We start from the raw sequence: 24,832 nt of genomic DNA on the forward strand, positions 1-24,832 counted from the left end.
GGGGGCTAGAGATAGCCCTTCGCCCGCAGGTGCTCTTCGATGCGCGCGTGCACGTCCCCGGGCGTCAGCACCAGGGACGTGCCGGTGATGCGCTCGTAGGCGGCCACGTACTTGGTGGCCAGGTCCACGCGCACGTCGTCCGGGATGGCGGGCAGCGCGCCGTGGCCGGAGAAGTTCCGCTCGCGGATGAGCCACTGGCGGATGTTCTCCTTGTCCAACATCTTCTGGTCCTCGCCCTTGGCGAAGCGCGCTTCGTACTCGTCCGCCACCCAGTAGCGGCTGGAGTCCGGGGTGTGCATCTCGTCGATGACGTAGAGCTCGTCGCCCACCTTCCCGAACTCGTACTTCGTATCCACCAGGATGAGGCCGCGCGTGCGCGCCCACTTCTGGCCCTCCTGGAACAGACCCCGGGCGGCCTCCGTGATGCGGGCCCAGTCGCGCGGCGTGGCCAGCCCGCGCGAGAGGATTTCCGCCTCGGAGATGGGCTCGTCGTGCTTGCCGTACTCGGCCTTGGTGGACGGCGTGAGGATGGGCGCTTCGAACGCGCTGTCCTTGCGCAGCCCTTCCGCGAAGGGCACGCCGTAGGCAGTGTGCGTGCCCTTCTCGTAGTCGCGCCACAGGCTGCCCGTGAGGTAGCCGCGCACCACCACCTCCACGGAGTAGGGCTGGCAGGCGCGCGCCACGGTGACGTTCGCGTCCGGCACGTCCAGCACGTGGTTAGGGACGATGTGCTTCGTGCGGTCGAACCAGAAGGCCGCCAGGCGGTTGAGCACCTCGCCCTTGAAGGGGATGGTGGTGAGCACGTGGTCGAACGCGGAGAGGCGGTCGCTCGTCACGAGGATGAGCGTGTCGCCCTTGCGGTACGTGTCGCGAACCTTGCCCTTGTAGGGCGTGCCGAGCGACGGCAGGTCCGTCTGGCGAAGCGTGTGGGTGAGTTGCGCGTGGAGGGCGGAGGTGTTCACGTCGGAGGCGCCTCGCGGCCCCGGCCACTGACCGCCGGGAAGGGGCGGGAGCGGGGCCAGCTCATGAGGCGCGCGACTCTACTGGAGGCCCGCCGTCATGGAAGCAGGACCGTAGGCCGTTGCCAGGTAGAGGAACGCCGGGTTGATGCGCAGGATGCCGTCCACGTAGGCGACCGCGTACGGCGCGCCCGCGGCCCGGTCCACCCGCACCGCGCCCTCCGGCTGGATGCCCCACAGTGCCAGCAGCGTGCGCGCCACCAGCTCCGCGGCCTCGCGCTCCGACAGGCCCTGCAGGCTCTCCCGCCGGTCCTCCGGCCAACGGTCGCCCGTCCGCGCGTCGAAGACGAACTGGAGGCCGCTGCCCGCCTCCGGCGGCTGGAGCAGGTCCGCGCGAGGCTCGAAGCCCGGCGCCGCGACGAACTCGTTGCCCTGGATGATGGGGAAGAGCGCCACGCCCTGCGCGGACTGCCCGGCCTGCTGCTCCGACTGGCGCGCGATGTCCCGGAAGAGCTCCAGGCGGACGGACGGGGACTCGAACTCCACCACCTCTGGCGAGCTGCTCAGCGCCTGCCGCGCCGTGAGCGAGGAGCGCACGGGCGCACCCGTGCCATCACACGCGGTGGTGAGCAGGGACAGCGACAGGAGCAGGCCAGGGACCCAGCGACGCATCAACGGGAATATACCGATCACGCCGACGCACCACCAGCTAAACTCCGGTGCATGCGACCAGGTGCGGAGCTGACTGTCGTCCTTCATCAGACCCGTTCACCCGACAACCTCGGTGCTGTCTGCCGGGTCATGGCGAACTTCGGTTTCGAACGTCTCATCCTCTCGGAGCCCGTGGTCCAGGACTTCAGCCTGGCGGAGCGGATGGCCGTGAAGAGCGGCCACATCCTTTCGGGCATGCGCGTCGCACCCACCCTGGCGGAGGCCCTGGAGGACTGTGTGTACGTGGTGGGCACCACGTCGCGCACCCAGGTGGTGAAGCGCGCCCCCCTGACGCCGGAGGACGCGGCGCGGCGGCTGGCGGAGGAGAGCACTCGGGGGCGGGTGGCGCTCCTGTTCGGCGGGGAGCAGCGCGGGCTGTCCGACGAGGACCTCACCCACTGCCAGGACCTGCTCGTCATCCCCACGTCGGACGTGCAGCCGTCCATGAACCTGGCGCAGTCCTCCGCGGTGCTCCTGTACCTCTGCCACCGGCAGGGGCTCACGTCCGCGCCCGTGCTGCCTCAGGAGGAGGAGGCAGGCGCGCGGCTGGGGACGCTCAACGCGCTGAGCGGGCGCATGCGCGCGGCGATGCTGGCGGCGGACTTCCTCAACCCGGAGGCGCCGCAGCACGTGCTGCATGAACTGGAGCGGACGTTGATGCGTGCGCGACTGACCCAGCGAGAGGCGGAGCTGTGGCTCAACGCCTTCAAGCATCTGGGCCGCGCGGTGGCGCCGGGGACTCCCCGCGAGTGAGGCGGGGGGCCGGCGCCACGCGAACAGCCGGGGCGACTTAGGCCGCCGCTTCCTTCTTGTAGGTCTCGGCGAAGTGCTTCTCGCACAGACCGGCCTTGGGGCCGACCTTGGCGCGGCACTCCGGCTTGGAGCACACGCGGTAGCGCGTGTGGGGCAGCTCGCCCTGGCGCCACTTCTTGAAGTGGAAGAAGCAGTAGCTCTTGGCGCGGTAGGGGCGCTTGCAGCCCTCCACGGTGCACGCCTTCTTGCCGTTGCCCTTGGCGGTGCGCGGCCAATGGGTGGGCTTCGTCGTCTGGGTGGCCTCGGCCATGGTACGGACTCTCCTGCGAATCGATGCTTGGAAGACCCGTGACGCCACCTGGGGGTGGATCCGCCACGATGTGAAGGCGGACGGTGTATCGCCGGGTTTCGCGGAACGCAAGGAGCCTGGAGACCCGCCAGGGCCCTGGAGGCCCCATCCGTCAGGGGGCGGCCAGGCCGTCCTCGGCCTTGGGAATGCCTCCGGACCGTCCGGATTGGGTGCGCGGCACCGGGGAGAGCAGCTCCTCCAGCACGGAGCGGGCGCTGGCTGCGCGCTCGCCTGGCGTGCCACCCGAGGCCAGCGTGGACGGCGCCGACTCCACCAGGGGCAGGTCCTCCAGCTTCACCTTCAGTGTCACGGGGCGGCCCAGCCGGCGCAGCTGCAGCCGGATGTGCTGGCCCACGCCGCGCGCGGCCACCTGCCAGCGCAGCGTGTGCGCCCGCGCCACGGACAGCCGGTCCATGTTCAGGATGACGTCCCCGGTGCGCAGGCCCGCGCGGGCGGCGGGGCCGTCCTCCACCACGTCCGTCACCACCACGCCCCGGCCTCGCGGGTTCAGGTTGAACGCCTGCGCCACCTCCGGGGAGAAGTCCTGCACGCTGATGCCCATCCACCCCCGGCGCATGCGCCCGTGGGCCTTGAGCTGCGGAATCACCGTCTTCGCGATGTCGATGGGGATGGCGAACCCGATGCCCTGGCCGGACACGTTGACGGCGTTGGCCACCGCCACCACGTCGCCGTGCAGGTCGAGCACCGGTCCGCCGGAGTTGCCCGGGTTGATGGAGGCGTCCATCTGCAGGTAGTCGAAGTCGCCGTCGCGGCCGTTGGGCGTCACGTCCGTGCGGCCGACGTAGCTCACCACGCCCACCGTCACGGAGTGCGCCAGGCCGAACGGGTTGCCGATGACGACCACCCAGTCCGCGATGCCCACGTGGGACGCGGACGCGAGCTTCAGCACCGGCAGCTTCCGGGGCGCGTCCACCTTGAGGAGCGCGCAGTCCGTGCGCTCGTCCTCGCCCACCACCGTGGCGGGGAACTCCTCCACGTAGCCGTTGGCGCTGCGGATGGAGATGGTGACCTCCGAGGCCCCGTCCACCACGTGCGCGCTGGTGAGGATGTAACCGTCCGGATGGATGATGAACCCGGAGCCGATGCCGCGCTGGGGCTCCTCGCCCGGAGCCACCTCCGCGAGGTCCTGGCGCGTGGTGATGGACACCACGGCCGGCATCGCCTTGCGGGCCACGTCACTGATGTTGGAGTGCTGCCGGGAGACGGCGCGGTTCTGCGCCTCCAGCCACAACTTTCCGGGGGGGCGTGCCGCGGCGCTGCCCGCTGTCCCCAGCGCGCACGCCAGCACCGCCACCCTGATGCCGCCCCCGAACCGCGACCAACCCATGGGCCCCGCCTTCCCACCACCGTCCAACCCAATGCCCCGGCGCAAGCTAGGCACGGGGTGGGGCGGGCGGAAGGGGGAGGCCGGCGATCAGCAACCGGCCCTACGGGGTGCCCGGACGCAACGCGGCGCCTACTTCTTCTTGGCGATGATGTCGTTGATGGCCGCCCGGTCCTCGGCGGTGATGCGCTCGCGCGGGCCCGCCGCGTTGGCGGACTTCTGGGACACGGCGCCCTTCGCGTCGTCCAGCGCGTCCCCCACGCTGCCCTTCACCTTGTCCAAGGTGGAGGGGTTCACGGTGCGCTTCCAGGTGCGCTCCATGTGCTCCAGCGGGGACCGGCCGTCCACGTTGCCCCGCGCCAGGAAGACGCCCAGACCCACAGCGCAGGTCGTCCAGACCAGGAACTTCAACACGCCCATGATTCACATCCTCCTACGTCGTCTTACATCGACCCCGGGCACATGGCGAGTTTCCTGACCTGTCGCTCCTCAGTCGCTGACAGGGGGCCTGGGGGCCCCTAAGGTCCACGCCCTTGCAGCCCGAAGAACTCATCAGGGCCGCCCAGACGCGGGCGGCGGGATTGGACGTGGGGCGGGGGGACGCGGCGCTGGAGCGCGTGCGGGCCCAGGCCTCGGCGTTGTTCGCGAAACTTCCGGAGCCTCCGGTGTACCGGCGGGCGGAGGATCCGTCGCGCAAGGCGGCCCAGGCGCTCCTGCCGGAGATGGAGCGGGTGCTGGCGGAGGCCTTCGCGGTGGCGCGCGAGCCGGCGGTGTCGCCGCTGGTGGACCGGCTGGTGGCGGCCCTGCGCGCGCACGCGGAGGCGCTGGTGCACACCGCGGACGGCCGGCTGGAGGCGGCGGAGCTGGCGTGGCGAAAGGCCCAGGAGCTGGAGCGCGCCGCGCACCCCACGCGTCAGATGGTGGGCCAGCCGCCGCGGCCTCCGCCGGTGTTCGACAAGGACTCCGGCCTGTCGCGCTACGACCCGCGCAACGCGGCCCAGGCGACGGTGAAGCTGGTGTGCCCCAACACGGGCTGCAAGCGCTTGGGGGACTACGCCTTCGTCCCGACGCACGCCTACCACCGCTTCGTCTGCCCGGCGTGCCGGGTGCCCTTCCTGTCCTACTTCGGCGAATTGAAGGGCCTGGAGGTGGAGCACCGGCGCAGCTCCAAGCGCTACCGCTTCACGGTGGATGAGGTGGGCAGCACCGTCAGCACGCGCATCGACTTCGAGGAGGCGGGCGGACAGGAGTTCCCGGCCGCGCGGCGCGACCTGCTGGCCTTCCTCTACACGGAGCAGCGGGAGTTGAAGGTCGTGGTGAACCTCACCAACGGCAAGCTGATGTGGGTGAGCCCCGCGTCGTCGTGCTTCGTGGTGACGGCGGCCTTTGGCGAGGGCGCGCCGGAGCTGGTGGCGTTCCGGGCCTACCGCGATGACGTGCTCCGGAAGAGCCGGCTCGGCCAGGGGTTCATCGACGGGTACTATTATTGGGGCCCTCCGCTGGCGGCGTGGGTGGTGCGCCGACCGCGGGTGCGGGCCGGGGTGCGCTGGGCCCTGACGCGGGTGCACGGCCGCCTGACACGGAAGGAACGCGGATGACACAGCAGGCTGGGACGGAAGGGACGCCGCCGCCGGGCGCGCGCGGGGACAAGGCCAAGACGGCGCTGTCCGTGGTGGCGGTGCTGGGGTTGGCGGCGCTGGCGTTCCTGGGCGTGCGCGAGGCGCAGCGTGCGCGGCTGGTGCCTGACGGGGCGTCGCCGCCGTCCTTCCAGCTGACGAAGCACGAGGGCGGCTCGCTCGCGCTGTCGGACCTGAAGGGGAGCGTGGTGATGCTCGACTTCTGGGCCACGTGGTGTCCGCCGTGCCGCGAGGAGATGCCGTCCCTGGTGAAGCTGGCCAAGGAGTACGAGTCCCAGGGGCTCGTCTTCGTGGCGGCCAGCCGGGACGAGGGCTCCACGGCGTCGCAGGAGGTGGACTACTTCCTCCAGCGCTTCCAGCCGGACCTGCGCCCGTACGTGGTGTACGCGGACGACGACGTGGCGCGCGCATTCCAGGTGAATGCGCTGCCCACGCTCTACTTCCTGGACCGGGACGGGAAGGTCATCGACGCGCAGCGCGGCATGCTGTCCGAGGACGGACTGCGCCGCCGCATCGAGCGCGCACTCAAGCGCTAGAGTGGAGGGCATGACCCTCTACGACGCGGACACGGTCGACGCGTGCGCCTGGCCGGAGACGCCGCAAGCGCGTCTCTCGCGCGACTACTTCGTCCCGCTGATGAAGCGCGGCAGCACCGCCTTCCTCTCCGACCGCACCACCCTGCGGCTGCTGGCGATGGATGACCTGCGCATCCCGCTGGCCATCAACGAAGCGGAGTACGGCAACTCCCCGCTGCATTCGTTGTGGGTGCGCTACATCGGCCTGCCGGTGGCGGCCGTGACGGCGGAGACGTACGGCGCGGCGCGCGCGGTGGTGATGCGCGGGGCCATGCGGACGCTGGGCGGGATGTTGAAGGCGGCGCGCATCGACAAGTGCGTCTACGTGGACCACTGGCTGGTGCTGCGCAACCTGAGCGTGAGCCTGGACGAGGCACAGCTGGAGCGACTCACCGCCTTCCTGGTGGAGCAGTTCCCCGGACACGCCATCGTGTTCCCCGCCATCAACCCGGCGAACGCGTCGCCCCTGCTCAACACGCTGGCCGCGCGGGACTACGGCTTCGTCTACGGGTCGCACACGCGCATGACGCTGCCCACGCACGAGGTCAGCCGGCAGGTGCGCGAGAACCGGCGCCGCGACGGACGGCTGCTGGAGGCCGCGGGCTACCGCATCGTGGACGGGCGGGAGATGCCGGATTGCGCGCCCCGGCTGCGGGAGCTGTACCGGTCGCTCAACGCGGACAAGTACCACTCCACGCTCGACTTCACGGAGGAGTGGTTCGCGTGGACGCTGCGCGAGGGAATCTTCCAGTACTGGCTCGCGGTGAAGGACGGACGCGTGGACGGCTTCTATGCCACGCACGTCAGCGACGACACGGTCTGGTCCCCGCTGTTCGGCTATGACCTGTCGCTGCCGCAGGAGCTGGGCCTGTACCGAGGGCTCGTGCACCGGCTGATGCAGGACGCGCTGGAGGTGGGGCTCACCATCGAGCTGGGGCCGGGGGCGGATCCGTTCAAGAGCCTGCGCGGTTCTCAGCCGGTGCCCCGCTGGACCGCGTATTACGTGAAGCACCTGTCGGGCTTCCGCCAGTACGCGTGGCGCACGCTGCAGCGCTACGTCAACGGCGGGGTGCGGCCCGCGGCGAACGCGATGCTGCGCAAGATTGATGGCGACGGCATCGTCGGCTTCGGACCGCTGACGCTGCCCTTCACGCCGCCCACGGGCCAGACGCCGCGCGAAGCGGCCCGGGCGCTGCGCGAGCAGGTGGACGCGCTGGAGACCTCGCTGGAGTCCGCCGCCCGGCTGGAGGGCGAGGCCCGGCTGCGCGCGCTTTCGCCGCTGTCGGAGCCCCTGCACAACTGGCCGCAGCCCATGCGCCGCGTGGTGGCCTTGCGTGAGCGCCTGACGCGGCTGGAGCAGGAGGCGCGCCGCAAGCCCTCGCAGGCCGTGGCGACTGCGAGCGTGCCTCCCGCGGAGCAGGCCCGGCAGCTGCTCCAGGATGCGACGCGCTGGGGGGACACGGCACTCGTCGCCGCGCATGTGGGCGAGGTTCCGGCCCCGCACCTCAAGGCGTTGGTGGAGTCGCTGCGGCAGGCGACGGGCAGCGTGGGCGTGGTGCTCACCGCCACGCGCGGCGACAAGGTGGTGCTGGTGACAGCCGCGAGCGACGCGCTCCGGGGCCAGGGTGTGGACGCGGGCCAGCTCATGGCCCAGGCGGCGCCGTGCGTGGAGGGCAAGGGCGGCGGCTCTCCGGAGGTGGCCTGGGGCGGCGGCTCTCGCGCGGACGGCATCGAAGCGGCGCTCACCGCGACCCGGCGCTTCGTGGAGTCGCGGCTCGCGGGCGCGGTGCCGTCCGGCGGCGTGGGCTGAGCGTCAGAGCACCTGGCGCACGGCCTCCTCCAGCTTCGCCCTGGGCAGGGCGCCCACCACCTGCTTCACCACCTTCCCGCCCTTGAAGAACAGCAGGGTGGGCATGGCGCGGATGCCGTACTGCTCGGGCGTCCTCGGATGGTCGTCCACGTTGAGCTTGGCCATCTTCATCCGGCCCTTGTACTCGGCGGCCAGCGAGTCGATGACCGGCGCGAGGACCCGGCACGGCGGGCACCACGTGGCGGTGAAGTCCACCAGCACCGGTTCCTCCGACTCCAGCACCTCGCGTTGGAACTCCGCGTCTCCCAGCTCGATGACGTCGCCAGCCATGGGCCCCATCCTTGCGTGAAGGGCGCGGGCCTTTCGTGGGGCCGCGCCTCGTGTCCACGGGATGTAATCGCGGGCGGGTGTGACGACGAGCGCCCCTGGCGGGACGCATTGTTCCGCCAGGAGCCCCCTATTCCTCCTGCCACGGGAGCGCGGCGCCGCGTGCGGACAGCAGCTTCAGGAAGGCGCGCACCTTGAGGGGCAGCTGCCGGCTGCTCGGGTAGACAGCGAAGATGGGCAGGCCCGGGGGCGTGTCGGTTTCGAGCACGGGGACGAGCAGCCCCGCGCGCACGTCGTCCGCCACCAGTGATGCCGCGAGCCGGACGATGCCCAGTCCTGCTCGCGCCGCCGCCTGGCCCGCGCGCTCGCTCGGCACGCGCAGGCGGCCCGTCACCGGTACGGTGCGAGTGCTCCGGCCTTCGGCGAAGAACCACACCTCGTCGGTGCCGGACTCGGCCAGGAGGATGCACTCGTGGGTCGTCAGCGCTTCGGGCGTCCGGGGCGTGCCGTGGCGGCTGAGGTAGTGCGGGCTGGCGTAGTAACCGGTGCGCAGGCGCCCCAGCCTGCGCGCCATCAGTGACGAGTCCGCGAGCGGCCCGGTGCGCAGCGCCAGGTCGTACTCCTCCGCGATGAGGTCCACGTGCGTCTGCGCGAGTGACACCTCCACGCGCAGCCGGGGATGGTGCAGGAGCAGCTCCGCGATGACGGGCGTGAGCAGTTCGCCCAGCAGCGACAGCGTGGCGATGCGCAGCGTGCCCTGGGGCGTACCGCGCGATTCGCTCACGGCGGCGTTCACCTCTCGGGCCTCGGCGACGAGCCGTGCGCAGTGCGCGTGGTACTCGCGGCCCGCTTCCGTGAGGCGGAGCCTGCGCGTGTTGCGCTCGAGCAGCCGGATGCCCAGGCGCTCCTCCAGGGCGGCCAGCCGGCGGCTCACCGTGGACTTGCGCAGGCCCAGGCGCTCCGCCGCGGAGGTGATGCTGGCCGTCGCCACCACCTCCGCGAAGAGCACCATGTCGTCCAGCAGGGGCGGGTTCGCGGCCACGACCGCGAGCCTATGCCCCGGCTGGAGCGGGCGCGAGCCCGCCGTGCGTCAGTCGTTGGCCGCGCCCGCGAGGATCCACGAGCGGACCAGGACGTTCATGCCCGGGTGCTGATCGAAGTACTCCGGCTTGCCCGTGGGCATGCGGTCTCCGCACGCCGTGCCCTCCATCTTCCGTACGAGCGCCGAGTTGTCCGGGTCGCCGGGCATGACGCGCTGGAGGGTGCCACAGGCCTTGGCGGTGACGTTGACCAGGCTCGCGTGGCTGCTGAGCGGAGCAAGGCTCAGGTTGCCGGCCTTGCCGTGGCAGTTCGTGCACTGCCCGGAGTTCCACAGCGACTGGATGTCCGCGCCGTAGTGGGGCACCGACACGGGCACGGTGACGGTCCGCACCACGGGCGGGTTCACGCCATCCGTGACGCTCACGTGGAAGGTGAACGCGGTCTCCGTGCCCACGGCGGGCGAGTACCACTGCGCGCTCTCACCCGTGGTGCCACCCACCCAGGTGCCCGCTGTGCTGGGAGCGACCTGCATCCATGTGTAGGTCAGCGGGTCGCCGTCCGGGTCTCTCGCGGTGATGGTCAGGGTGCCGGTCGTTCCCGCGACCAGTGCCGTGGGTGCGGAGACGGTGTCGCTCACGGTGGGGGGTTGGTTGGGAGGGGAGGAGGCATCATCGCCACAGGCGATGCCTCCCAACCCGATGACCAGCAGGGGCAACAGGATCCGTAGGGATAAGTGCATGGGGGTCCTCGGAACGCGAGTACCCGCCAAGCTGGCATGCGGTGGTGATTTCAACCCAGTGTCCGCAAGGGTTGGACAAAATCAGGCTGACGCACGTTCAGGATGTTCTCGAAGGCAGTCCGTAAGAGCACGCCATGTTCCGAATCGAGTCAGAAAAAGAGTTGCTGCGAGCCTTCCGCTCCAGGGATCGCAAGCACGTCGAACTGCCCAAGGGCACCCAGCTCCCGCTCTTCGTGCGGGACTACCTTTCGTGGGTGGATCCATACGGGGTGCGCGTCTTCCTGGTGTTCGTCGCGCCGGGGAGCAAGCAGCCCACGGGTATCGCCTTCCGCAGGGATCAGCACGGAGACCCGACCCTTGCGCCCAAGATGTGTGACTGGTGCCGGACGCCCACCGTGGCGGAGGTGGGGCTGATCACCACGGATGTCGACTCGAAGCGCAGGGTGGGTGTGATCACCTGCCTGGACCTGCGCTGCGGTGAGCGGCTGGAGTCCATGTCGGACCGGTCCGGTCGCAGCGTCCTGGACGACAAGGCGAGGCTGATGGAGCGCATGGCTCGCTTCGCGAGCGAAGCACTGGGCTTGGAGCCCGGCTCGGCGGATTGAGGAAGCGGGCCCGCGCGTCCGGGCCCGCCCTCCTTCGCGCTACAGCGTCCGCAGGTGGTGGAGGAGCTGCTCCGCCACCGACGATGCGTGGGGCGCGCTCAGCATCGTGTAGTGGTCTCCCGCCACGTCGTACGAAGTCACGGACCCCGTGAGCCACGTGCTCCATGCGGGCTCGTCGGCATCACGAGGCCCCGCGGTGGCCCGGAAGAGGAGCGTGGGGCCCGAGTAGCCACCGTCAGGCACGTAGAGGCGCTGGGCTTCGTAGAACCGCGTGTGCATTTCGAAGAGGCGCTCGGCGGCAGCCAGGTCCAGCCCCAGGTTGCTTCCCTTGAGCTGCTCCAGGACGTACGCGAGGCGTTCGCGCGGCTCCATGCGCCGCAGTTGCTCCAGGTCCAGGGACAGGTCCTGCCAGCGCAGGCCGAGCGTCCGCCCGACGAGCGCCAGCAGTCCGAGCGGGTCGGCTTCCGGACGTGGTTGGGGCGTGGGCACGGTGGAGTCCATCAGGGTCAGCAGCTCCACCCCTTCACCCAGGGCTTGGAGCTGACGCGCCATCTCCAGCGCGACGAGCCCGCCGAAGGACCAGCCGCCCAGCAGGTACGGCCCCTGCGGCTGCACGGTGCGCAGCTGGTTCAGGTAGTCGCGCGCCAGTGCCTCGACGGATGCGGGAGGAAGGGCGCCGCCCTCCAGGCCCGACGCGGACAGTCCATAGACGGGCCGGTCGTTGCCCAACTGGCGGACGAACTCGGAGTAGCCCAGCACGCCGCCGCCTCCGCCGTGAACGAGGAAGAGGGGCTGCTTCTCCGCGGTGCCCGCTTTCAGTCGCACGAGGTTGGCGGGAAGCGGGGTGGTCTCCTGTTGGATCCGCTGCGCCAGTTGCTCGACGGTGCCGTGCTGGAAGAGGGCCGCCATGGGAACCAGGTGCCCGGTGTGCACGCGGATGGAGGCGATCAACCGCAGGGCCAGCAGGGAGTGTCCGCCCAGCTCGAAGAAGTTGTCGGTGATGCTGACGCGAGGCACGCGCAGCACCTCCGCGAAGGACCAGGCCAGCTGCTCCTCCAGGGGCGTGCGAGGCGCGACGTGGCTTCCGGACGCGGAGGCCGCGGACTCGGGCGCGGGGAGGGCCTTGCGGTCGACCTTGCCGTTGGCGGTGAGAGGCAGGGCGTCCAGACACACCATGGCGGAAGGCACCGAGTAGTCGGGCAGCCGCTGCTTGAGGAACGCGCGCAGCTCGGCCACGTCCAGGGGGGTGGGCGCGACATAGGCGACGAGGCGCTTGTCGCCGGGCACGTCCTCGCGGGCCATGACGACGGCGCTCCGCACCGATGGGTGGGCGAGGAGCGCGGCCTCGATCTCCGCCAGTTCGATGCGGAAGCCGCGCACCTTCACCTGTGCGTCCGCGCGGCCCAGGAACTCCAGCACGCCGTCCTCACGCCAACGGCCGAGGTCGCCGGTACGGTAGAGGCGCGCCCCGGGAGTGGAGGAGAACGGGTCGGGGACGAAGCGCTCCGCGGTGAGCGAAGGCTGGCCCACGTAGCCGCGCGCGAGTCCGTCGCCACCGATGAACAGCTCGCCCTGGATGCCCGGAGGAAGGGGCTGGCCGGAGGCATCCAGCACGTACACCTGCGTGTTGCCCAGGGGGCGGCCCAGCGGAGTGGATGCGCCCACCTGGGAGGCATGCGTGAAGCGGTGGCTGGTGGCGAAGACCGTGGTCTCCGTCGGGCCATAGCAGGCGGTGATGGGGACGTTGATTTGCTCCAGCACGCGACGCACGTGGGACGCGGAGATGACGTCACCACCTGTGAGCACCTGGCGCAGCGTGCGCAGCGCGGGCAGATGCGTATCCACCAACTGGGTGAAGAGGCCCACGGTGAGCCACAGCGTCGTCACGCCGTGGTGCACCAGCACCTGCTCCAGTTCATGCGGATCCGTTGGAGGGTGCGCGGGGAAGACGGCCAGCTTCGCGCCATGCAGCAGCGCGCCCCAGACTTCGAAGGTGGAGGCGTCGAAGGCGAGGGGCGCCATGAGCAGCAGCGTCTCTTCAGGTCCGAAGCGTGCGTAGTCGACGCCGAAGAGGGTGCGGAGTACGGCGGCGTGAGGCGTGCCGACACCCTTGGGCCTGCCGGTGGAGCCGGAGGTGAAGTCGATGTACGCGAGGCTCTGCGGCAGGGCGCTCCGTGGAGGCGCATGCGCGGGCATCACGTCGAGAGACAGCTCCTCCAGCACCACGGGCAACAGGTGCTCGTGAGGCAAATTCGACAGGAGCGCGCGAGAGGTGACGAGGACGGGAGGCCGTGCGTCCTCCACCATCGCGGCCAGACGCGAGCGCGGATAGGCCGGATCCAGCGGCACGTAGGCCGCGCCCGCCTTGAGGATGGCGACGAGCGAGACGACCAGCTCCAGAGAACGCTCCAGGGCCACGGCCACGCGCGAATCCGTGTCCACGCCCATCGAGCGCAGATGCCACGCAAGCCGATTGGCGCGTTCATCCAGCTGCCGGTAGGTGAGGCGCGTATCGCCGAACTCAACGGCGACCTTCTCCGGGAAGCGGGTCACCACCTGCTCGAAGACTTCCGGAAGGGTGGAGTCGCGCGGGTATTCGGTCGCCGTCGCATTCCACTCCACCAACACGTGCTGGCGCTCTTCCTCTGTCAGCAGGGACATGGCCGCCAGGGGCGCCTCGGGCCGGGCCACGAGCGCTTCCGCCAGCGTGCGGAGGTGCTCCGCCATGCGCGCGGCCGTGCGCGGCTCGAACAGGGCGGTGTTGTAGACCAGCGCTCCCGTGAAGCCCTCGGGTGACTCCACCAGGCTCAACTCCAGGTCGAACTTGGACGTGGTCTCCTCCACGTCCAACGGGCGCAGCGTCAGTTCCTCCCCGGCCGGTGCAGGCGGAGCGCCGTCCCGCGGTGTGAAGAGCACCTGGAACAGCGGCGCGCGGCTCGGGTCTCGCGCGGGCCTCAACGCTTCCACCAATCGCTCGAAGGGCAGGTCCTGGTGGGCATACGCGCCCAGCGCCACCTCCTTCACCCGGCGCAGCAACTGCCGGAACGAGCCCCGGCGGTCCACCCGGGCCCGCAGCGCCAGCGTGTTCACGAAGAAGCCGACGAGTCCCTCCAACTCCCCCTGCTCACGGCCCGCGATGGGCGAGCCGACGGCGAAGTCCTCCTGTCCCGAGTACAACGCCAGCAGGACCTGCCAGAGCGCGAGCAGCGCCATGAACGGCGTGGTGACCTCCTGCTGGCAGAGGGCCTTGAGTCCCCGCGTGGCGGCCTGTGACAGCCGCACGGACACCTGCGCGCCACGGTAGGTCTGCACGGATGGACGAGGCTTGTCCGTGGGCAGCTCCAGCGCATGCGGCACGCCGTCGAGCTGCTGCTTCCACCACCCCAGCTGCTGCTCCAGCACCTCGCCCTGGAGCCAGCTCCGTTGCCAGGCCGCGTAGTCCGCGTACTGGAGTGCCAGCGGTGACAGGGGCGACGGCTCACCCTTCGAGAACGCGGCATGGAGCGCCCTCAACTCCTCGACGAGGACGCGGTTGGACCAGCCATCCGAGACGATGTGGTGCAGCGTGACGAGCAGCACGTGGCGTCGCGCGGACAGGCGCATCAAGGTGGCGCGCATCAGGGGCGCGCGCGTCAGGTCGAACGGGAGGAGCGCTTCCTCCAGGGCCCGTCGCCGGGCCTCCGCGTCCTGCTCCGCCTCGGGCAGGTGGCTCAAATCCACCTGAGCCATGGACAGCTCCGCATGCGCGTGCGGGTGCTGGACGGGCTCGCCGTCCTCGCGCGCGTGGAACGTGGTGCGCAGGGCTTCATGGCGCTGGACGAGCGCCTGGAGGCCTTGAGCCAGCGCGGCTGCGTCCAGAGGCCCGTCGAGCCGCAAGGCGGCAGGGACGTTGTAGTGGACGCTCTCCGGGTTGAGCCGGTCGAGGAACCACAGCCGCTGCTGCGCGAAGGACAGTGGCAGCGGGCCGTTGCGAGGAACGGGCACCAGCGGTGGACGCCGTGCGCCCTGCTGAGCACGTGAGGCGGCTTCGATGCGTGAGGCCAGCGCCTCCACGGTGGGGGCTTCGAACAGCGTGCGCAGCGGAAGCTCCGCGCCCGTCTCCGCGCGCACCCGCGACACCACCTGCGTCGCGAGCAACGAGTGCCCACCCAGCGCGAAGAAGTCATCCTTCACGCCGACGCGGGGCACGCGCAGCACCTGCGCCCAGATGGCCGCCAGCTTCGCTTCCAGCTCCGTGCGAGGCGCTTCGTACGTGCTGCTGGCCGTCGGCGCTTCCGGTTCCGGCAACGCCTTGCGGTCCACCTTGCCGTTGACGTTGAGCGGCAGTGCCTCCAGCACCACCACCACGCCGGGCACCATGGCCTCCGGTAGGCGCTGACGCAGGTGTGCCTTCAGCGCGTCCACGTCCAGCGTCTCGCCAGACTTCGGCGCCACGTACGCGACGAGCTGCTTCTCCGTGGTCTCGCCCCTCGCCACCACGATGGCTTCCTTCACCGACTCCACCTGTCGCAGCGCCGCTTCGATTTCACCCAGCTCGATGCGGAAGCCGCGCACCTTCACCTGGAAGTCGACGCGGCCCAGGAAGTCGAGCGTGCCGTCCGCAAGCCAGCGCGCCTTGTCTCCCGTGCGGTAGAGGCGCTCGCCCGGAGTGGACGCGAAGGGATGGGGGACGAAGCGCTCGGCGGTCAGCTCGGGGCGGTTCAGGTAGCCCCAGGCCAGGCCCTTGCCGCCGACGTACACCTCCCCGGCGACGCCCACGGGCACCGGTAGCAGGTTCGCATCCAGCACGTACGCGGTGGCGTTCGGGATGGGACGGCCAATGGACACCGGGCCCTCTACTCGCGCGTCCCGGTTCAGGGGCAGCGTGGTGGAGAAGGTCGTGTTCTCCGTCGGGCCGTAGGCATGAATGACCGTCGCGCCTTCAGGGATGCGGGCCAGGTGGTCGCGCATGCGGGGCCACGGCATCACCTCTCCGCCCGCGAGCACCTGACGCACCTCCGACAGGACTTCGCCCTGGTTCAGGACGAGCTGCTCGAAGAGCGCGGTCGTGAGGAACATCGACGTCACGCGGTGGCGGCGAAGCTGTCCGCTCAGTTCCTCCAATGACAGGACATGCGGAGGCGGAAGGACGAGGTTCGCGCCGTGCAGCAGCGCGCCCCAGATTTCGAGCGTGGACGCGTCGAAGGCAACGGGCGCGAACTGGAGCCAGACCTCGTCGGGCCCGAAGCGCATGAAGGTGCTGCCGAGCACCAGCCGGGTGATGCCCCGGTGCGGCACGCAGACGCCCTTGGGACGGCCGGTGCTGCCGGAGGTGAACATGATGTACGCCAGGGCTTCACCGTCCACGCGGAGGTCGGGTGCATGCGTGGGCAACGCGGCGATGACGTCCCGCTGGGCATCCAGCCAGACACGACCACCGGCGGCCGGCAGCAACGGCGCGAACGGCTGGTGGGTCACCGTCACGCGGACGTCCGCGTCCTCCAGCAGGGCCGCGGTGCGCTCCACGGGCGCGTTGCGGTCCACGGGAACGAAGGCCGCGCCCAACTTGAGGATGGCGAGCATCGCCGTCACCAACTCGAAGGAACGCTCGACGGCGAGCCCGACGCGTGCACCCGGGGCGATGCCCTGCGAGCGCAGGTGCCAGGCCAGTTGGTTCGCGCGCGCGTCCAGCTGGGCGTACGTCAGCGAATCATCCCCCAGCACGAGCGCGACCGCGTGAGGCGTGCGCTGTGCCTGCCGGGCGAAGTGGACGTGGACGGGGATGTCCGTGGGGCTGGTGACGGCGGTGTCGTTCCACGCCACGAGGATGCGCTGGCGTTCGTCGCGGGTGAGGAGGGAGAGCTCACCCAGGGGCTGATCAGGCTTCGCGGCCACGGCCTCCAGCAGCGTGCGCAGATGCTCCACCATCCGGGAGGCGGTGGAGGCTTCGAACAGGTCCGTGCGGTAGCTGAGCGCGCCCCGCAGGCCTTGCGCGGTCTGTGCCAGGGCCAGGGTGAGGTCGAACTGCGTGGTCTGTTCGGTCTGCTCCAGGGGCAGGAGCCGCACCGGCTCGGAAACACCAGGTCCGCTCGGCAGCACCAGCGGCTGCGTCGGCGCGTTCTGCAGCGCGAGCACGGCCTGGAAGAGCGGCGAGTGGCTCAGGCTGCGCTTGGGCTGAAGCTCCTCCACCAGCTTCTCGAAGGGAGCATCCTGGTGTTCGTAGGCGGCGAGCGTGGTGGCGCGCACCTGGGCCAGCAGCTGGCGGAAGGTGGCCTTCGGGTCGACGTGCGTGCGCAGCACCAGCGTGTTGACGAAGAAGCCGATGAGCCCCTCCGTGTCCTCGTGCGTACGGCCCGCGATGGGCGAGCCCACGGAGACATCTTCCTGTCCGCTGTAGCGTGAGAGCAGCGCCTGCCATGCCGCCACCAGGGCCATGAAGAGCGTGACGCCTTCGCGTTGGCACATCGCCTGGAGGGACTCCGACAGCGCTCCGGGCAACTGCACGGGCACCTGCGAACCCTGGGGAGACAGGACGCGCGGACGCGGCTTGTCGGTGGGCAGCTCCAGCAGTGGCGGCGCTCCGGAGAGCTGACGGCGCCAGTACGCGAGGTGGTGATCCAGGACCTCGTCCTTCAACCAGTCGCGCTGCCAGGCCGCGTGGTCCGCGTACTGGACCGGCAGGGGAGGCAGCGGCGACGGCTGGCCCGAAACCCGGGCGCCGTACAGCGCGGACAGCTCCCGCACGAGCACGCCCATGGACCAACCGTCGGAGACGATGTGGTGCATGTTCAGCCACAGCACGTGCTCCCCTGCGCCCAGGCGCAACAGCGAGACGCGCAGCAGTGGCCCCCGCTCCAGGTCGAACGGGCGCCGCGCCTCTTCACGCAGCCGCTCGTCCATCGCTTCGCGGGAGACCTCGCCCAGCTCCACCGCCTCCAGGGCGAACGGCACTTCGGCGAGGATGACCTGGGCGGGCTGGCCCTCCTTCGCGATGAAGACGGTGCGCAGGGATTCGTGGCGGGCGATGAGCGCGGCGAAGGCCTGCTCCAACGCGGACACGTCCAGCGCGCCCTCCACGCGCAGGGCCAGGAAGATGTTGTAGGCGGCGCTGCCCGGCTCCAGCTGATCAATGAGCCACAGTCGCTGCTGGGCGAAGGACAGGGGCAGCGGGCCCGTGCGGGACACGGGCACGAGAGGCGGCGCGGGAGGCAGGGCCACCACACCGCGCCTGCGCAGCTCTCGGAGGACCTCCCGGGCCCGGTGGTGAGCCTCCGCCCAGGTCAGGACCTGGCCGTCGTGCTCGACGGCGATCGCGTCGGGATGGCGCAGGGCCTGTGCCTGGAGGAGCCGGTGCAGGGAGGCATCCTCCGCCGTGGCCGCGCCGGTTTCGCTCCACGAGTGGAGCAGGAGCCCGCGCTCCTCGAGCGTGAGCATGGGCAGCGCGGAGAGGCGGCGCTCCGGTGCGTGGAGGGCGCCGGCCAGCAACGCGCGCAGGTGGCCCACCATGCGGCTGGCGGTCGAGGCGTCGAAGAGGTCGGTGTTGTATTCGAGCAGGCCCTTCAGCCCGTCGGCGGTGTCGTTCAGCGCCAGGGTGAGGTCGAACTTCGCGGTGCCGCCCCGGGGCTCCAGCGGCTGGAGCTTGAGGCCCGTGCTCAGGGTCTCCGGCATGGGCGCGTTCTGGTACGCGAGCATCACCTGGAAGAGCGGCGTGCGGCGCGGGTCACGCTCCGGCCGGAGCGCCTCCACCAGTTTCTCGAAGGGCATGTCCTGATGCGCGTACGCACCCAGGGCCACGTCGCGCACGCGGGCGAGCAGTTCGCGGAAGCTCGGGTCTCCGTCCAGCTTCGTGCGCAGCACCAGCGTGTTGACGAAGAAGCCGATGAGCCCTTCCAACTCCGCGTGGTGCCGGCCCGCGATGGGCGAGCCCACGGAGACGTCCTCCTGTCCGCTGTAGCGCGAGAGCAGCACCTGGGACGCGGCCAGCACCACCATGGAGGGAGTGACGCCCTCGCTCCGGCAGAGCGCCTGCATCGCGTCCGACAGCTCGCGAGGGAACTGGAAGGGCACCACCGCGCCACGGAAGGTCTGCGCCGCGGGACGAGGCCGATCCGTGGGCAGCTCCAAAGCCTTCGGCGCGCCGTGGAGTTGCTCGCGCCACCAGCCGAGCTGGGACTCCAGGGCCGCGTCTCGCAGCCAGGCTCGCTGCCAGACGGAGAAGTCCGCGTACTGCACGGGCAGCGGCTTGAGTTGCGGCGTCCGGCCATCCGCGTGGGCGGCATACAGCGTGGTCAACTCCTGGAGGAGCACGCCCATGGACCAGGCGTCGGAGATGACGTGGTGCATGGTGAGCAGCAGCAGGTGGTGCTGCGCGCCCATGCGCACGACGAGGACGCGCCAGAGCGGACCGGCTTCCAGGTCGAAGACCTGCCGTGCCTCTTCGTCGAGGATGGCGCTGAACTCGCGCTCGGCATCAGGCAGCGTGCTCAGGTCCATCCAGCCCGCGGGCAGCGTGGGGGACGCGCTGATGACCTGGACGGGGCCGGACGCCTCTTCCCGGAAGGTGGTGCGAAGGGATTCGTGGCGCTGGGACAGCTCTCGCAGGCCCCGTGCGAGCGCGGGCACATCGAGGGTGCCTTCGAGTCGCATGACGAAGGGGAGGTTGTACGCGGTGCTCGCGGGCTCCAGCTTCGCGAAGAACCACAGCCGCTGCTGGGCGAAGGACAGGGGCAGGCCGCCGTCGCGCGGCACCGGCCTGAGCGCGGGCACGGCCAGGGCAGGGAGCACCGGGCCTTGCGCTTCAAGACGACGGGCAATGGCTTCCACGGTGGGGGCCGCGAAGAAGTTCGCGATGGACAGCTCCGCCTGGAACGCACGCCGGATGCGCGAGAGGATCTGCGTGGCGCTCAGCGAGTTGCCGCCCAGGTCGAAGAAGTTGTCCTCGGCGCCGACCGTGCCCGTCTGGAGAACCTCTTCCCAGAGCGTGGCGAGCAACCGCTCCGTGTCCGTGCGCGGCGGGCGCGTCCGTGCGCGAGTCTGGAAGGTGGAGGGAGCGGGGAGGGCCTTGCGGTCCACCTTGCCGTTGGAGTTGAGGGGCAGGGCATCCAGTCGCCCCATGGCCGAAGGCATCATGAAGTCAGGCAGGCGCTGCTTGAGGAACGCGCGCAGTTCAGCCGCGTCCAGGGACTCAGGAGCGACGACGTAGGCGACGAGGCGCTTGTCGCCGGGCACGTCCTCGCGGGCCATGACGACGGCCTCGCGCACCTCGGGATGAGCGCGCAGGGCGGCTTCGATTTCGGGCAGTTCGATGCGGAAACCGCGCACCTTCACCTGTGCGTCCGCGCGGCCCAGGAACTCCAGCACGCCATCCTCACGCCAGCGGCCGAGGTCGCCGGTACGGTAGAGGCGCGCGCCTGGAGTGGAGGAGAACGGGTCGGGAAGGAATCGCTCCGAGGTGAGCGAAGGCTGGCCCACGTAGCCGCGCGCGAGTCCGTCGCCACCGATGAACAGCTCGCCCTGGATGCCCGGAGGAACGGGCTGGCCGGAGGCATCCAGCACGTACACCTGCATGTTGCTGTGCGGGCGGCCCAGCGGGACGGAGGCGCCCACCTGAGAGGCATGCGTGAAGCGGTGGCTGGTGGCGAAGACCGTGGTCTCCGTCGGACCATAGAAGGCGCTGACGGGGACGCCCAACTGCTCCAGCACGCGGCGCACGTGGGACGCGGAGATGACGTCACCGCCCGTGAGCACCTGGCGCAGTGTGCGCAGCGCGGGCAGGTGTGAATCCACCAGCTGGGTGAAGAAGCCAATGGTGAGCCACAGCGTCGTCACGCCGTGATGCACGAGCACCCGCTCCAGTTCATGCGGATCCGTTGGAGGGTGCGCGGGGAAGACGGCCAGCTTCGCGCCATGCAGCAGCGCGCCCCAGACTTCGAAGGTGGAGGCGTCGAAGGCGAGGGGGGCCATCATCAACAATGTCTCGTCGGGCCCGAAGCGTGCGTAGTCGACGCCGAAGAGGGTGCGGAGTACGGCGGCGTGAGGCGTGCCGACACCCTTGGGCCTGCCGGTGGAGCCGGAGGTGAAGTCGATGTACGCGAGGCTCTGGGGCAGGGCGCTTCGCGGAGGCGCCTGCGCAGGCATCACGTCGAGAGACAGCTCCTCCAGCACCACGGGCAACAGCTCCTCGTGAGGCAGGTTCGACAGGAGCGCGCGAGAGGTGACGAGGACGCGAGGCCGTGCGTCCTCCACCATCGCGGCCAGACGCGCGCGCGGATAGGCCGGATCCAGGGGCACGTAGGCCGCGCCCGCCTTGAGGATGGCGACGAGCGAGACGACCAGCTCCAGCGAACGCTCCAGGGCCACGGCCACACGCGAATCCGTGTCCACGCCCAGCGAGCGCAGATGCCACGCAAGCCGATTGGCGCGTTCATCCAGTTGCCGGTACGTGAGGCGCGTATCTCCGAACTCGACGGCGACCTTCTCCGGGAAGCGGGCCACCACCTGCTCGAAGACTTCCGGAAGGGTGGAGTCGCGCGGGTACTCGGTCGTCGTCGCGTTCCATTCCACCAGCACCCGCTGGCGCAGCTCCGCCGTGAAGGGCATCACGGTGTCGCGTGGCTGCGCGACGGCGCGGGCCTCCCACTCGCGCGCGACGTCCTCCAGCGGAACCGTGGGCGCGGGCCGCGCACGGGCCTCCTGTGGCTTGAGCGGTGCCGGGACCGGCTGCCCCTTGCCCGCGAGCGCCTCGTCGATGAGACGGGCCACTGCGTCCAGCGTGGGAGTTTCGAACAGGCGCCGGAGGGGCAACTCCACCGAGAAGGCCTGACGGATCCGGCTGAGCGCCTGCGTGGCCAGCAGCGAATGGCCGCCCAGGTCGAAGAAATGATCATTCGCCCCGACGCGCGTCACGCAGAGCAGCTCCTGCCACAGCCCCGCCAGGCGCTGTTCGGTGGGCGTGCGAGGCGCCACGTACTCCCGAGAATCACCCCCCGCCAGGTCCGGAGCCGGCAGCGCCTTGCGGTCCACCTTGCCGTTGGTCGTGAGCGGGAGCGTGGCCAGCACCACCACGGCCGACGGCACCATGTACTCAGGCAGGGCGTCCTTGAGGGCCGCCCGCAGCGCGCTGCTGTTGGAGTCAACGCCATCGCGAAGCACGACGTAGCCCACCAGCCGCTTGCCGCCGGGCCCGTCCTCGCGCGCTACCACCACCGCGTCCCGCACGGGCGGCAGCTTCGCCAGCGCGGTCTCCACCTCACCCAGTTCGATGCGGAAGCCACGCACCTTCACCTGCGCATCCGCCCGGCCCACGAACTCCAGCGTGCCGTCCTCGCGCCAGCGCACCACGTCGCCCGTGCGGTACAGCCGCGCTCCGGCTTCACCGGAGAAGGCATCCGGCACGAAGCGCTCGGCCGTCAGCGCGGACCGGCCCGCATAGCCTCGCGCCACGCCCACGCCGCCCAGGTGCAGCTCGCCCTTCACTCCCACGGGCACGAGCCCGCCCCGGGCATCCAGGACGTACGCGCGCACGTTGGCCAGCGGTCGGCCGATGGACGGCACACGTCCGTCCGCAGTGCACTCGGTGAGCGTGGCCATGACGGTGGCTTCCGTGGGGCCGTACGTGTTGATGAACACGCGGCCCGGAGCCCACCGCGCCACCACTTCCGGAGGCAGCGCTTCACCGCCGGAGATGACGGTCCGCAGCGCGGGCAGTCCTTCAGGGGCCGTGGCCGCGAGCGTCGCTGGCGTGAGGCTGATGACCGTCAGGGCCTCGTCGCGCAGCAGCTTGCGCAGCGGCTCGCCGGGCATCAGGTCTTCCAGCGGTGCCAGCACCAACGTGGCCCCGCTGCACAGCGTGGTGAAGATCTCCTCCACCGACAGGTCGAACGAGAGGCTGGCGAACTGGAGGACGCGGCTGCCCGGCCCGATGCCGTAGGCCGTGGCCTCATGCGCGACCAGGTTGCACACGCCACGGTGCTCGATGGCGGTCCCCTTGGGCATGCCCGTGCTGCCAGAGGTGTAGAGCACGTAAGCGAGATTCCGGGGGCCCACGCCGGAGTCCGGAGCCAGCACGCTCTCCCCCGCGAGCCCGTCCCGCTCCACATCGAGGCACAGCGCACGGGAGCGCGCTCCCTCCGGGAAGCGCTCCAACAGCGGAGCCTGCGTCACCAGCACGGAGGCGTCGCTGTCCTCCAGCATGAAGGCCAGCCGCTCCCGAGGCAGCATCGGATCCACGGGCACCCACGCACCGCCCGCCTTGAGGATGCCAAGCAATCCCACGGCGACGTCCAGTGAGCGCTCCACGCTCAAGGCCACCCGGGCCTCAGGCCCCACGCCCCGGCGGCGCAGCGCATGAGCGAGCTGGTTCGCGCGGGCATCCAGCTGCGCATACGTGAGCGCCTGTCCCAGGAACCGCACGGCCACGGCCTCGGGCGTGCGCTGCGCCTGCGCCTCGAAGAGCGTGTGCAGGCAACGGTCCTCCGGGAAGGGCGCGGCTTCACCGGCCCACTCGCGCTGGACCCGCGTCGCTTCGGCCGAGTCCATCAAGGGCAGCTCGGAGACGCGCCGGCCCGGATCCGCGACCACGCCTTCCAGCAGCGTGCGCAGGTGCGCGAGCAGCCGCTGGATGGAACCGGGCTCGAAGAGGTCCGTGTTGTACTCCGCCGTGAGGCGCATGCCCTGCGGCACCTCCATGGCGATGAGCGACAGGTCCGTCTTGCTGGTGCGGTTGTCCACCGGCTGCGCGTCCAGGACGAGCCCCGGCAATCGCAGCGGCGGCAGGGGCGCGTTCTGCATCGTCAGCGCCACCTGGAAGAGGGGATTCACGCTCAGCTGGCGCTCCGGCTTCAGCGCGTCCACCAGCTTCTCGAAGGGCACGTCCTGGTGCGCGTAGGACTCCAGCGTCGTCTCGCGCACGCGGCCGAGCAGCTCGCGGAAGGACGGCTGGCCGGACAGGTCCGTGCGGAAGGCCAGGTAGTTGGTGAACAGGCCGATGAGCCCTTCCAACTCCGCGCGGCCACGGCCAGCCACGGAGGTGCCCACCACCACGTCCTGCTGGCCGCTGTAGCGCGACAGCAGCACCTGGAAGCCCGCGAGCAGCACTCCGAAGAGCGTGTTGCCCTCCGCGAGCGCGAGCGCCTTCAGCGACTCCACGAGCGCGACGGGCAGCACCGCGTTGATGCGCGCGCCGCGCCCGGAGAGGACCGCGGGGCGGGGCCTGTCGGTGGGCAGCTCCAGCACCGCGTCCGGATCCAACCGCTCACGCCAGAAGCCCAGGTGCGACTCCAGCACGTCACCGCGCAGGAACTCACGCTGCCAGGCCGCATAGTCGGCGTACTGCATGGGCAGCGGGGCCAGCGGTGACGGCTTGCCTTCCGCGAGCGCCGGGTACAGCGCGCTCAGCTCGCGCACCAGCACGCCCATGGACCAACCGTCCGTGATGATGTGGTGCAGCTTGAGCAGCAGCACATGCTCCAGCGCATCCATCCGGTACAGCACGGTGCGCAGCAGCGGTCCCTTCTCCAGGTCGAACGGCTGGCGCGCCTCGTCGGTGATCAGCCGGATGGCCTCCGCCTCACGCTCCGACGCGGGCAGCGATTGGAGGTCCACCAGGGGCAGCGCGAGCTCCAACGCGGGCGCGATGTGCTGCAGCGGCCGGCCGTCCTGTTCGACGAAGGTGGTGCGCAGCGGCGCGTGACGCCGCACCAGCGCCTGGAGGCTGGCGTGCAGCACGGCCACGTCCAGCACGCCGGAGAACCGCACGCGGACCGGGATGTTGAAGGCGGCGCTGCCAGGGCTCAGGCGGTCCTGGAACCACATGCGCTCCTGGCTGAAGGACACCGGTGCATGCGTGGGCCGGACCTTGCCGCGCAGCAGCTCCGCCAGCCGCGCGCGCTTCTGCTCCGGGGTCATCCCCGCGCCGTTACCTTCTGTTTCAAATGTCCTCATGTTTCGAGAATAACTGGTCAGCGAGGGGTACTGGGTGAAACTGACCCTCGGCGATATTCCC

The 24,832-nt window shown here is 70.5% G+C and carries 14 protein-coding genes; 5 read left to right on the forward strand and 9 right to left on the reverse strand.

What is annotated here, in order from left to right:
• Positions 1-5: 5 nt before the first annotated feature.
• Both D7V77_RS08355 and D7V77_RS08360 read right to left on the reverse strand, forming a co-directional pair.
• Positions 6-962, reverse strand: a complete 957-nt coding sequence (locus tag D7V77_RS08355; protein ID WP_120575740.1) for a phosphoribosylaminoimidazolesuccinocarboxamide synthase — start codon at positions 960-962, stop codon at positions 6-8.
• Between the two features lie 78 nt (positions 963-1,040).
• Entirely contained in the window at positions 1,041-1,631 is a 591-nt protein-coding gene (locus D7V77_RS08360; RefSeq protein ID WP_120575741.1) for a hypothetical protein, read from the reverse strand.
• Between the two features lie 51 nt (positions 1,632-1,682).
• Between D7V77_RS08360 and D7V77_RS08365 the strand changes: the two genes are divergently transcribed.
• Positions 1,683-2,423 (forward strand): RNA methyltransferase, encoded by a 741-nt coding sequence (locus D7V77_RS08365; RefSeq protein ID WP_120575742.1) that lies wholly within the window; start codon positions 1,683-1,685, stop codon positions 2,421-2,423.
• Positions 2,424-2,460: 37 nt separating this feature from the next.
• Here D7V77_RS08365 and D7V77_RS08370 read toward each other — a convergent pair whose 3' ends face one another.
• The 3 genes from D7V77_RS08370 to D7V77_RS08380 form a co-directional block, all read right to left on the reverse strand.
• On the reverse strand, positions 2,461-2,733 hold the full coding sequence (locus D7V77_RS08370; RefSeq protein ID WP_120575743.1) for a vegetative protein: 273 nt from the start codon (positions 2,731-2,733) through the stop codon (positions 2,461-2,463).
• A gap of 151 nt (positions 2,734-2,884) precedes the next feature.
• Positions 2,885-4,120: a S1C family serine protease gene (locus D7V77_RS08375; protein WP_120575744.1), complete on the reverse strand. Its 1,236-nt coding sequence runs from the start codon at positions 4,118-4,120 to the stop codon at positions 2,885-2,887.
• Positions 4,121-4,249: 129 nt separating this feature from the next.
• Entirely contained in the window at positions 4,250-4,537 is a 288-nt protein-coding gene (locus tag D7V77_RS08380) for a hypothetical protein (protein ID WP_120575745.1), read from the reverse strand.
• Between the two features lie 113 nt (positions 4,538-4,650).
• Between D7V77_RS08380 and D7V77_RS08385 the strand changes: the two genes are divergently transcribed.
• The 3 genes from D7V77_RS08385 to D7V77_RS08395 are packed head-to-tail and all read left to right on the forward strand — an operon-like array spanning position 4,651 to position 8,139.
• The gene (locus tag D7V77_RS08385; RefSeq protein ID WP_120575746.1) at positions 4,651-5,715 is read left to right on the forward strand and encodes a CFI-box-CTERM domain-containing protein; all 1,065 of its coding nucleotides are present in this window, start codon (positions 4,651-4,653) and stop codon (positions 5,713-5,715) included.
• Entirely contained in the window at positions 5,712-6,290 is a 579-nt protein-coding gene (locus tag D7V77_RS08390; RefSeq protein ID WP_199733755.1) for a TlpA disulfide reductase family protein, read from the forward strand. The genes D7V77_RS08385 and D7V77_RS08390 overlap by 4 nt, the downstream gene beginning before the upstream one ends.
• Before the next feature lie 10 nt (positions 6,291-6,300).
• Complete coding sequence (locus D7V77_RS08395; protein WP_120575747.1) at positions 6,301-8,139, forward strand: DHHA1 domain-containing protein; 1,839 nt, start codon at positions 6,301-6,303, stop codon at positions 8,137-8,139.
• A gap of 3 nt (positions 8,140-8,142) precedes the next feature.
• Here the strand turns inward: D7V77_RS08395 and trxA are convergent, their stop codons facing one another.
• The 3 genes from trxA to D7V77_RS08410 form a co-directional block, all read right to left on the reverse strand.
• Positions 8,143-8,469 carry a thioredoxin gene (gene trxA / locus D7V77_RS08400; RefSeq protein ID WP_120575748.1) on the reverse strand — a complete coding sequence of 109 codons (327 nt, stop codon included), beginning with the start codon at positions 8,467-8,469 and terminating at the stop codon, positions 8,143-8,145.
• 127 nt (positions 8,470-8,596) lie between these two features.
• On the reverse strand, positions 8,597-9,508 hold the full coding sequence (locus tag D7V77_RS08405; protein WP_120575749.1) for a LysR family transcriptional regulator: 912 nt from the start codon (positions 9,506-9,508) through the stop codon (positions 8,597-8,599).
• Between the two features lie 48 nt (positions 9,509-9,556).
• Complete coding sequence (locus D7V77_RS08410) at positions 9,557-10,246, reverse strand: Ig-like domain-containing protein (RefSeq protein ID WP_147452013.1); 690 nt, start codon at positions 10,244-10,246, stop codon at positions 9,557-9,559.
• A gap of 134 nt (positions 10,247-10,380) precedes the next feature.
• Here D7V77_RS08410 and D7V77_RS08415 point away from each other — a divergent pair, with 134 nt between their 5' ends.
• A complete protein-coding gene (locus tag D7V77_RS08415) occupies positions 10,381-10,851 on the forward strand; it encodes an FBP domain-containing protein (RefSeq protein WP_120575751.1) in 471 nt (156 codons plus the stop codon).
• Between the two features lie 39 nt (positions 10,852-10,890).
• Here D7V77_RS08415 and D7V77_RS08420 read toward each other — a convergent pair whose 3' ends face one another.
• The gene (locus D7V77_RS08420) at positions 10,891-24,735 is read right to left on the reverse strand and encodes a non-ribosomal peptide synthetase (RefSeq protein WP_158624357.1); all 13,845 of its coding nucleotides are present in this window, start codon (positions 24,733-24,735) and stop codon (positions 10,891-10,893) included.
• Between the last annotated feature and the right edge of the window lie 97 nt (positions 24,736-24,832).

It is taken from the genome of Corallococcus sp. CA041A (assembly GCF_003612075.1).
GTDB classification, from domain to species: Bacteria; Myxococcota; Myxococcia; order Myxococcales; family Myxococcaceae; genus Corallococcus; species Corallococcus exiguus.

What these genes read in the sequence shown, in the direction of transcription:
- D7V77_RS08375 (WP_120575744.1), bottom strand. Translation starts at nt 4,120, where the DNA reads ATGGGTTGGTCGCGGTTCGGGGGCGGCATCAGGGTGGCGGTGCTGGCG.
- D7V77_RS08370 (WP_120575743.1), bottom strand. Translation starts at nt 2,733, where the DNA reads ATGGCCGAGGCCACCCAGACGACGAAGCCCACCCATTGGCCGCGCACC.
- D7V77_RS08380 (WP_120575745.1), bottom strand. Translation starts at nt 4,537, where the DNA reads ATGGGCGTGTTGAAGTTCCTGGTCTGGACGACCTGCGCTGTGGGTCTG.
- trxA (WP_120575748.1), bottom strand. Translation starts at nt 8,469, where the DNA reads ATGGCTGGCGACGTCATCGAGCTGGGAGACGCGGAGTTCCAACGCGAG.
- D7V77_RS08410 (WP_147452013.1), bottom strand. Translation starts at nt 10,246, where the DNA reads ATGCACTTATCCCTACGGATCCTGTTGCCCCTGCTGGTCATCGGGTTG.
- D7V77_RS08415 (WP_120575751.1), top strand. Translation starts at nt 10,381, where the DNA reads ATGTTCCGAATCGAGTCAGAAAAAGAGTTGCTGCGAGCCTTCCGCTCC.
- D7V77_RS08365 (WP_120575742.1), top strand. Translation starts at nt 1,683, where the DNA reads ATGCGACCAGGTGCGGAGCTGACTGTCGTCCTTCATCAGACCCGTTCA.
- D7V77_RS08420 (WP_158624357.1), bottom strand. Translation starts at nt 24,735, where the DNA reads ATGACCCCGGAGCAGAAGCGCGCGCGGCTGGCGGAGCTGCTGCGCGGC.
- D7V77_RS08395 (WP_120575747.1), top strand. Translation starts at nt 6,301, where the DNA reads ATGACCCTCTACGACGCGGACACGGTCGACGCGTGCGCCTGGCCGGAG.
- D7V77_RS08390 (WP_199733755.1), top strand. Translation starts at nt 5,712, where the DNA reads ATGACACAGCAGGCTGGGACGGAAGGGACGCCGCCGCCGGGCGCGCGC.
- D7V77_RS08360 (WP_120575741.1), bottom strand. Translation starts at nt 1,631, where the DNA reads ATGCGTCGCTGGGTCCCTGGCCTGCTCCTGTCGCTGTCCCTGCTCACC.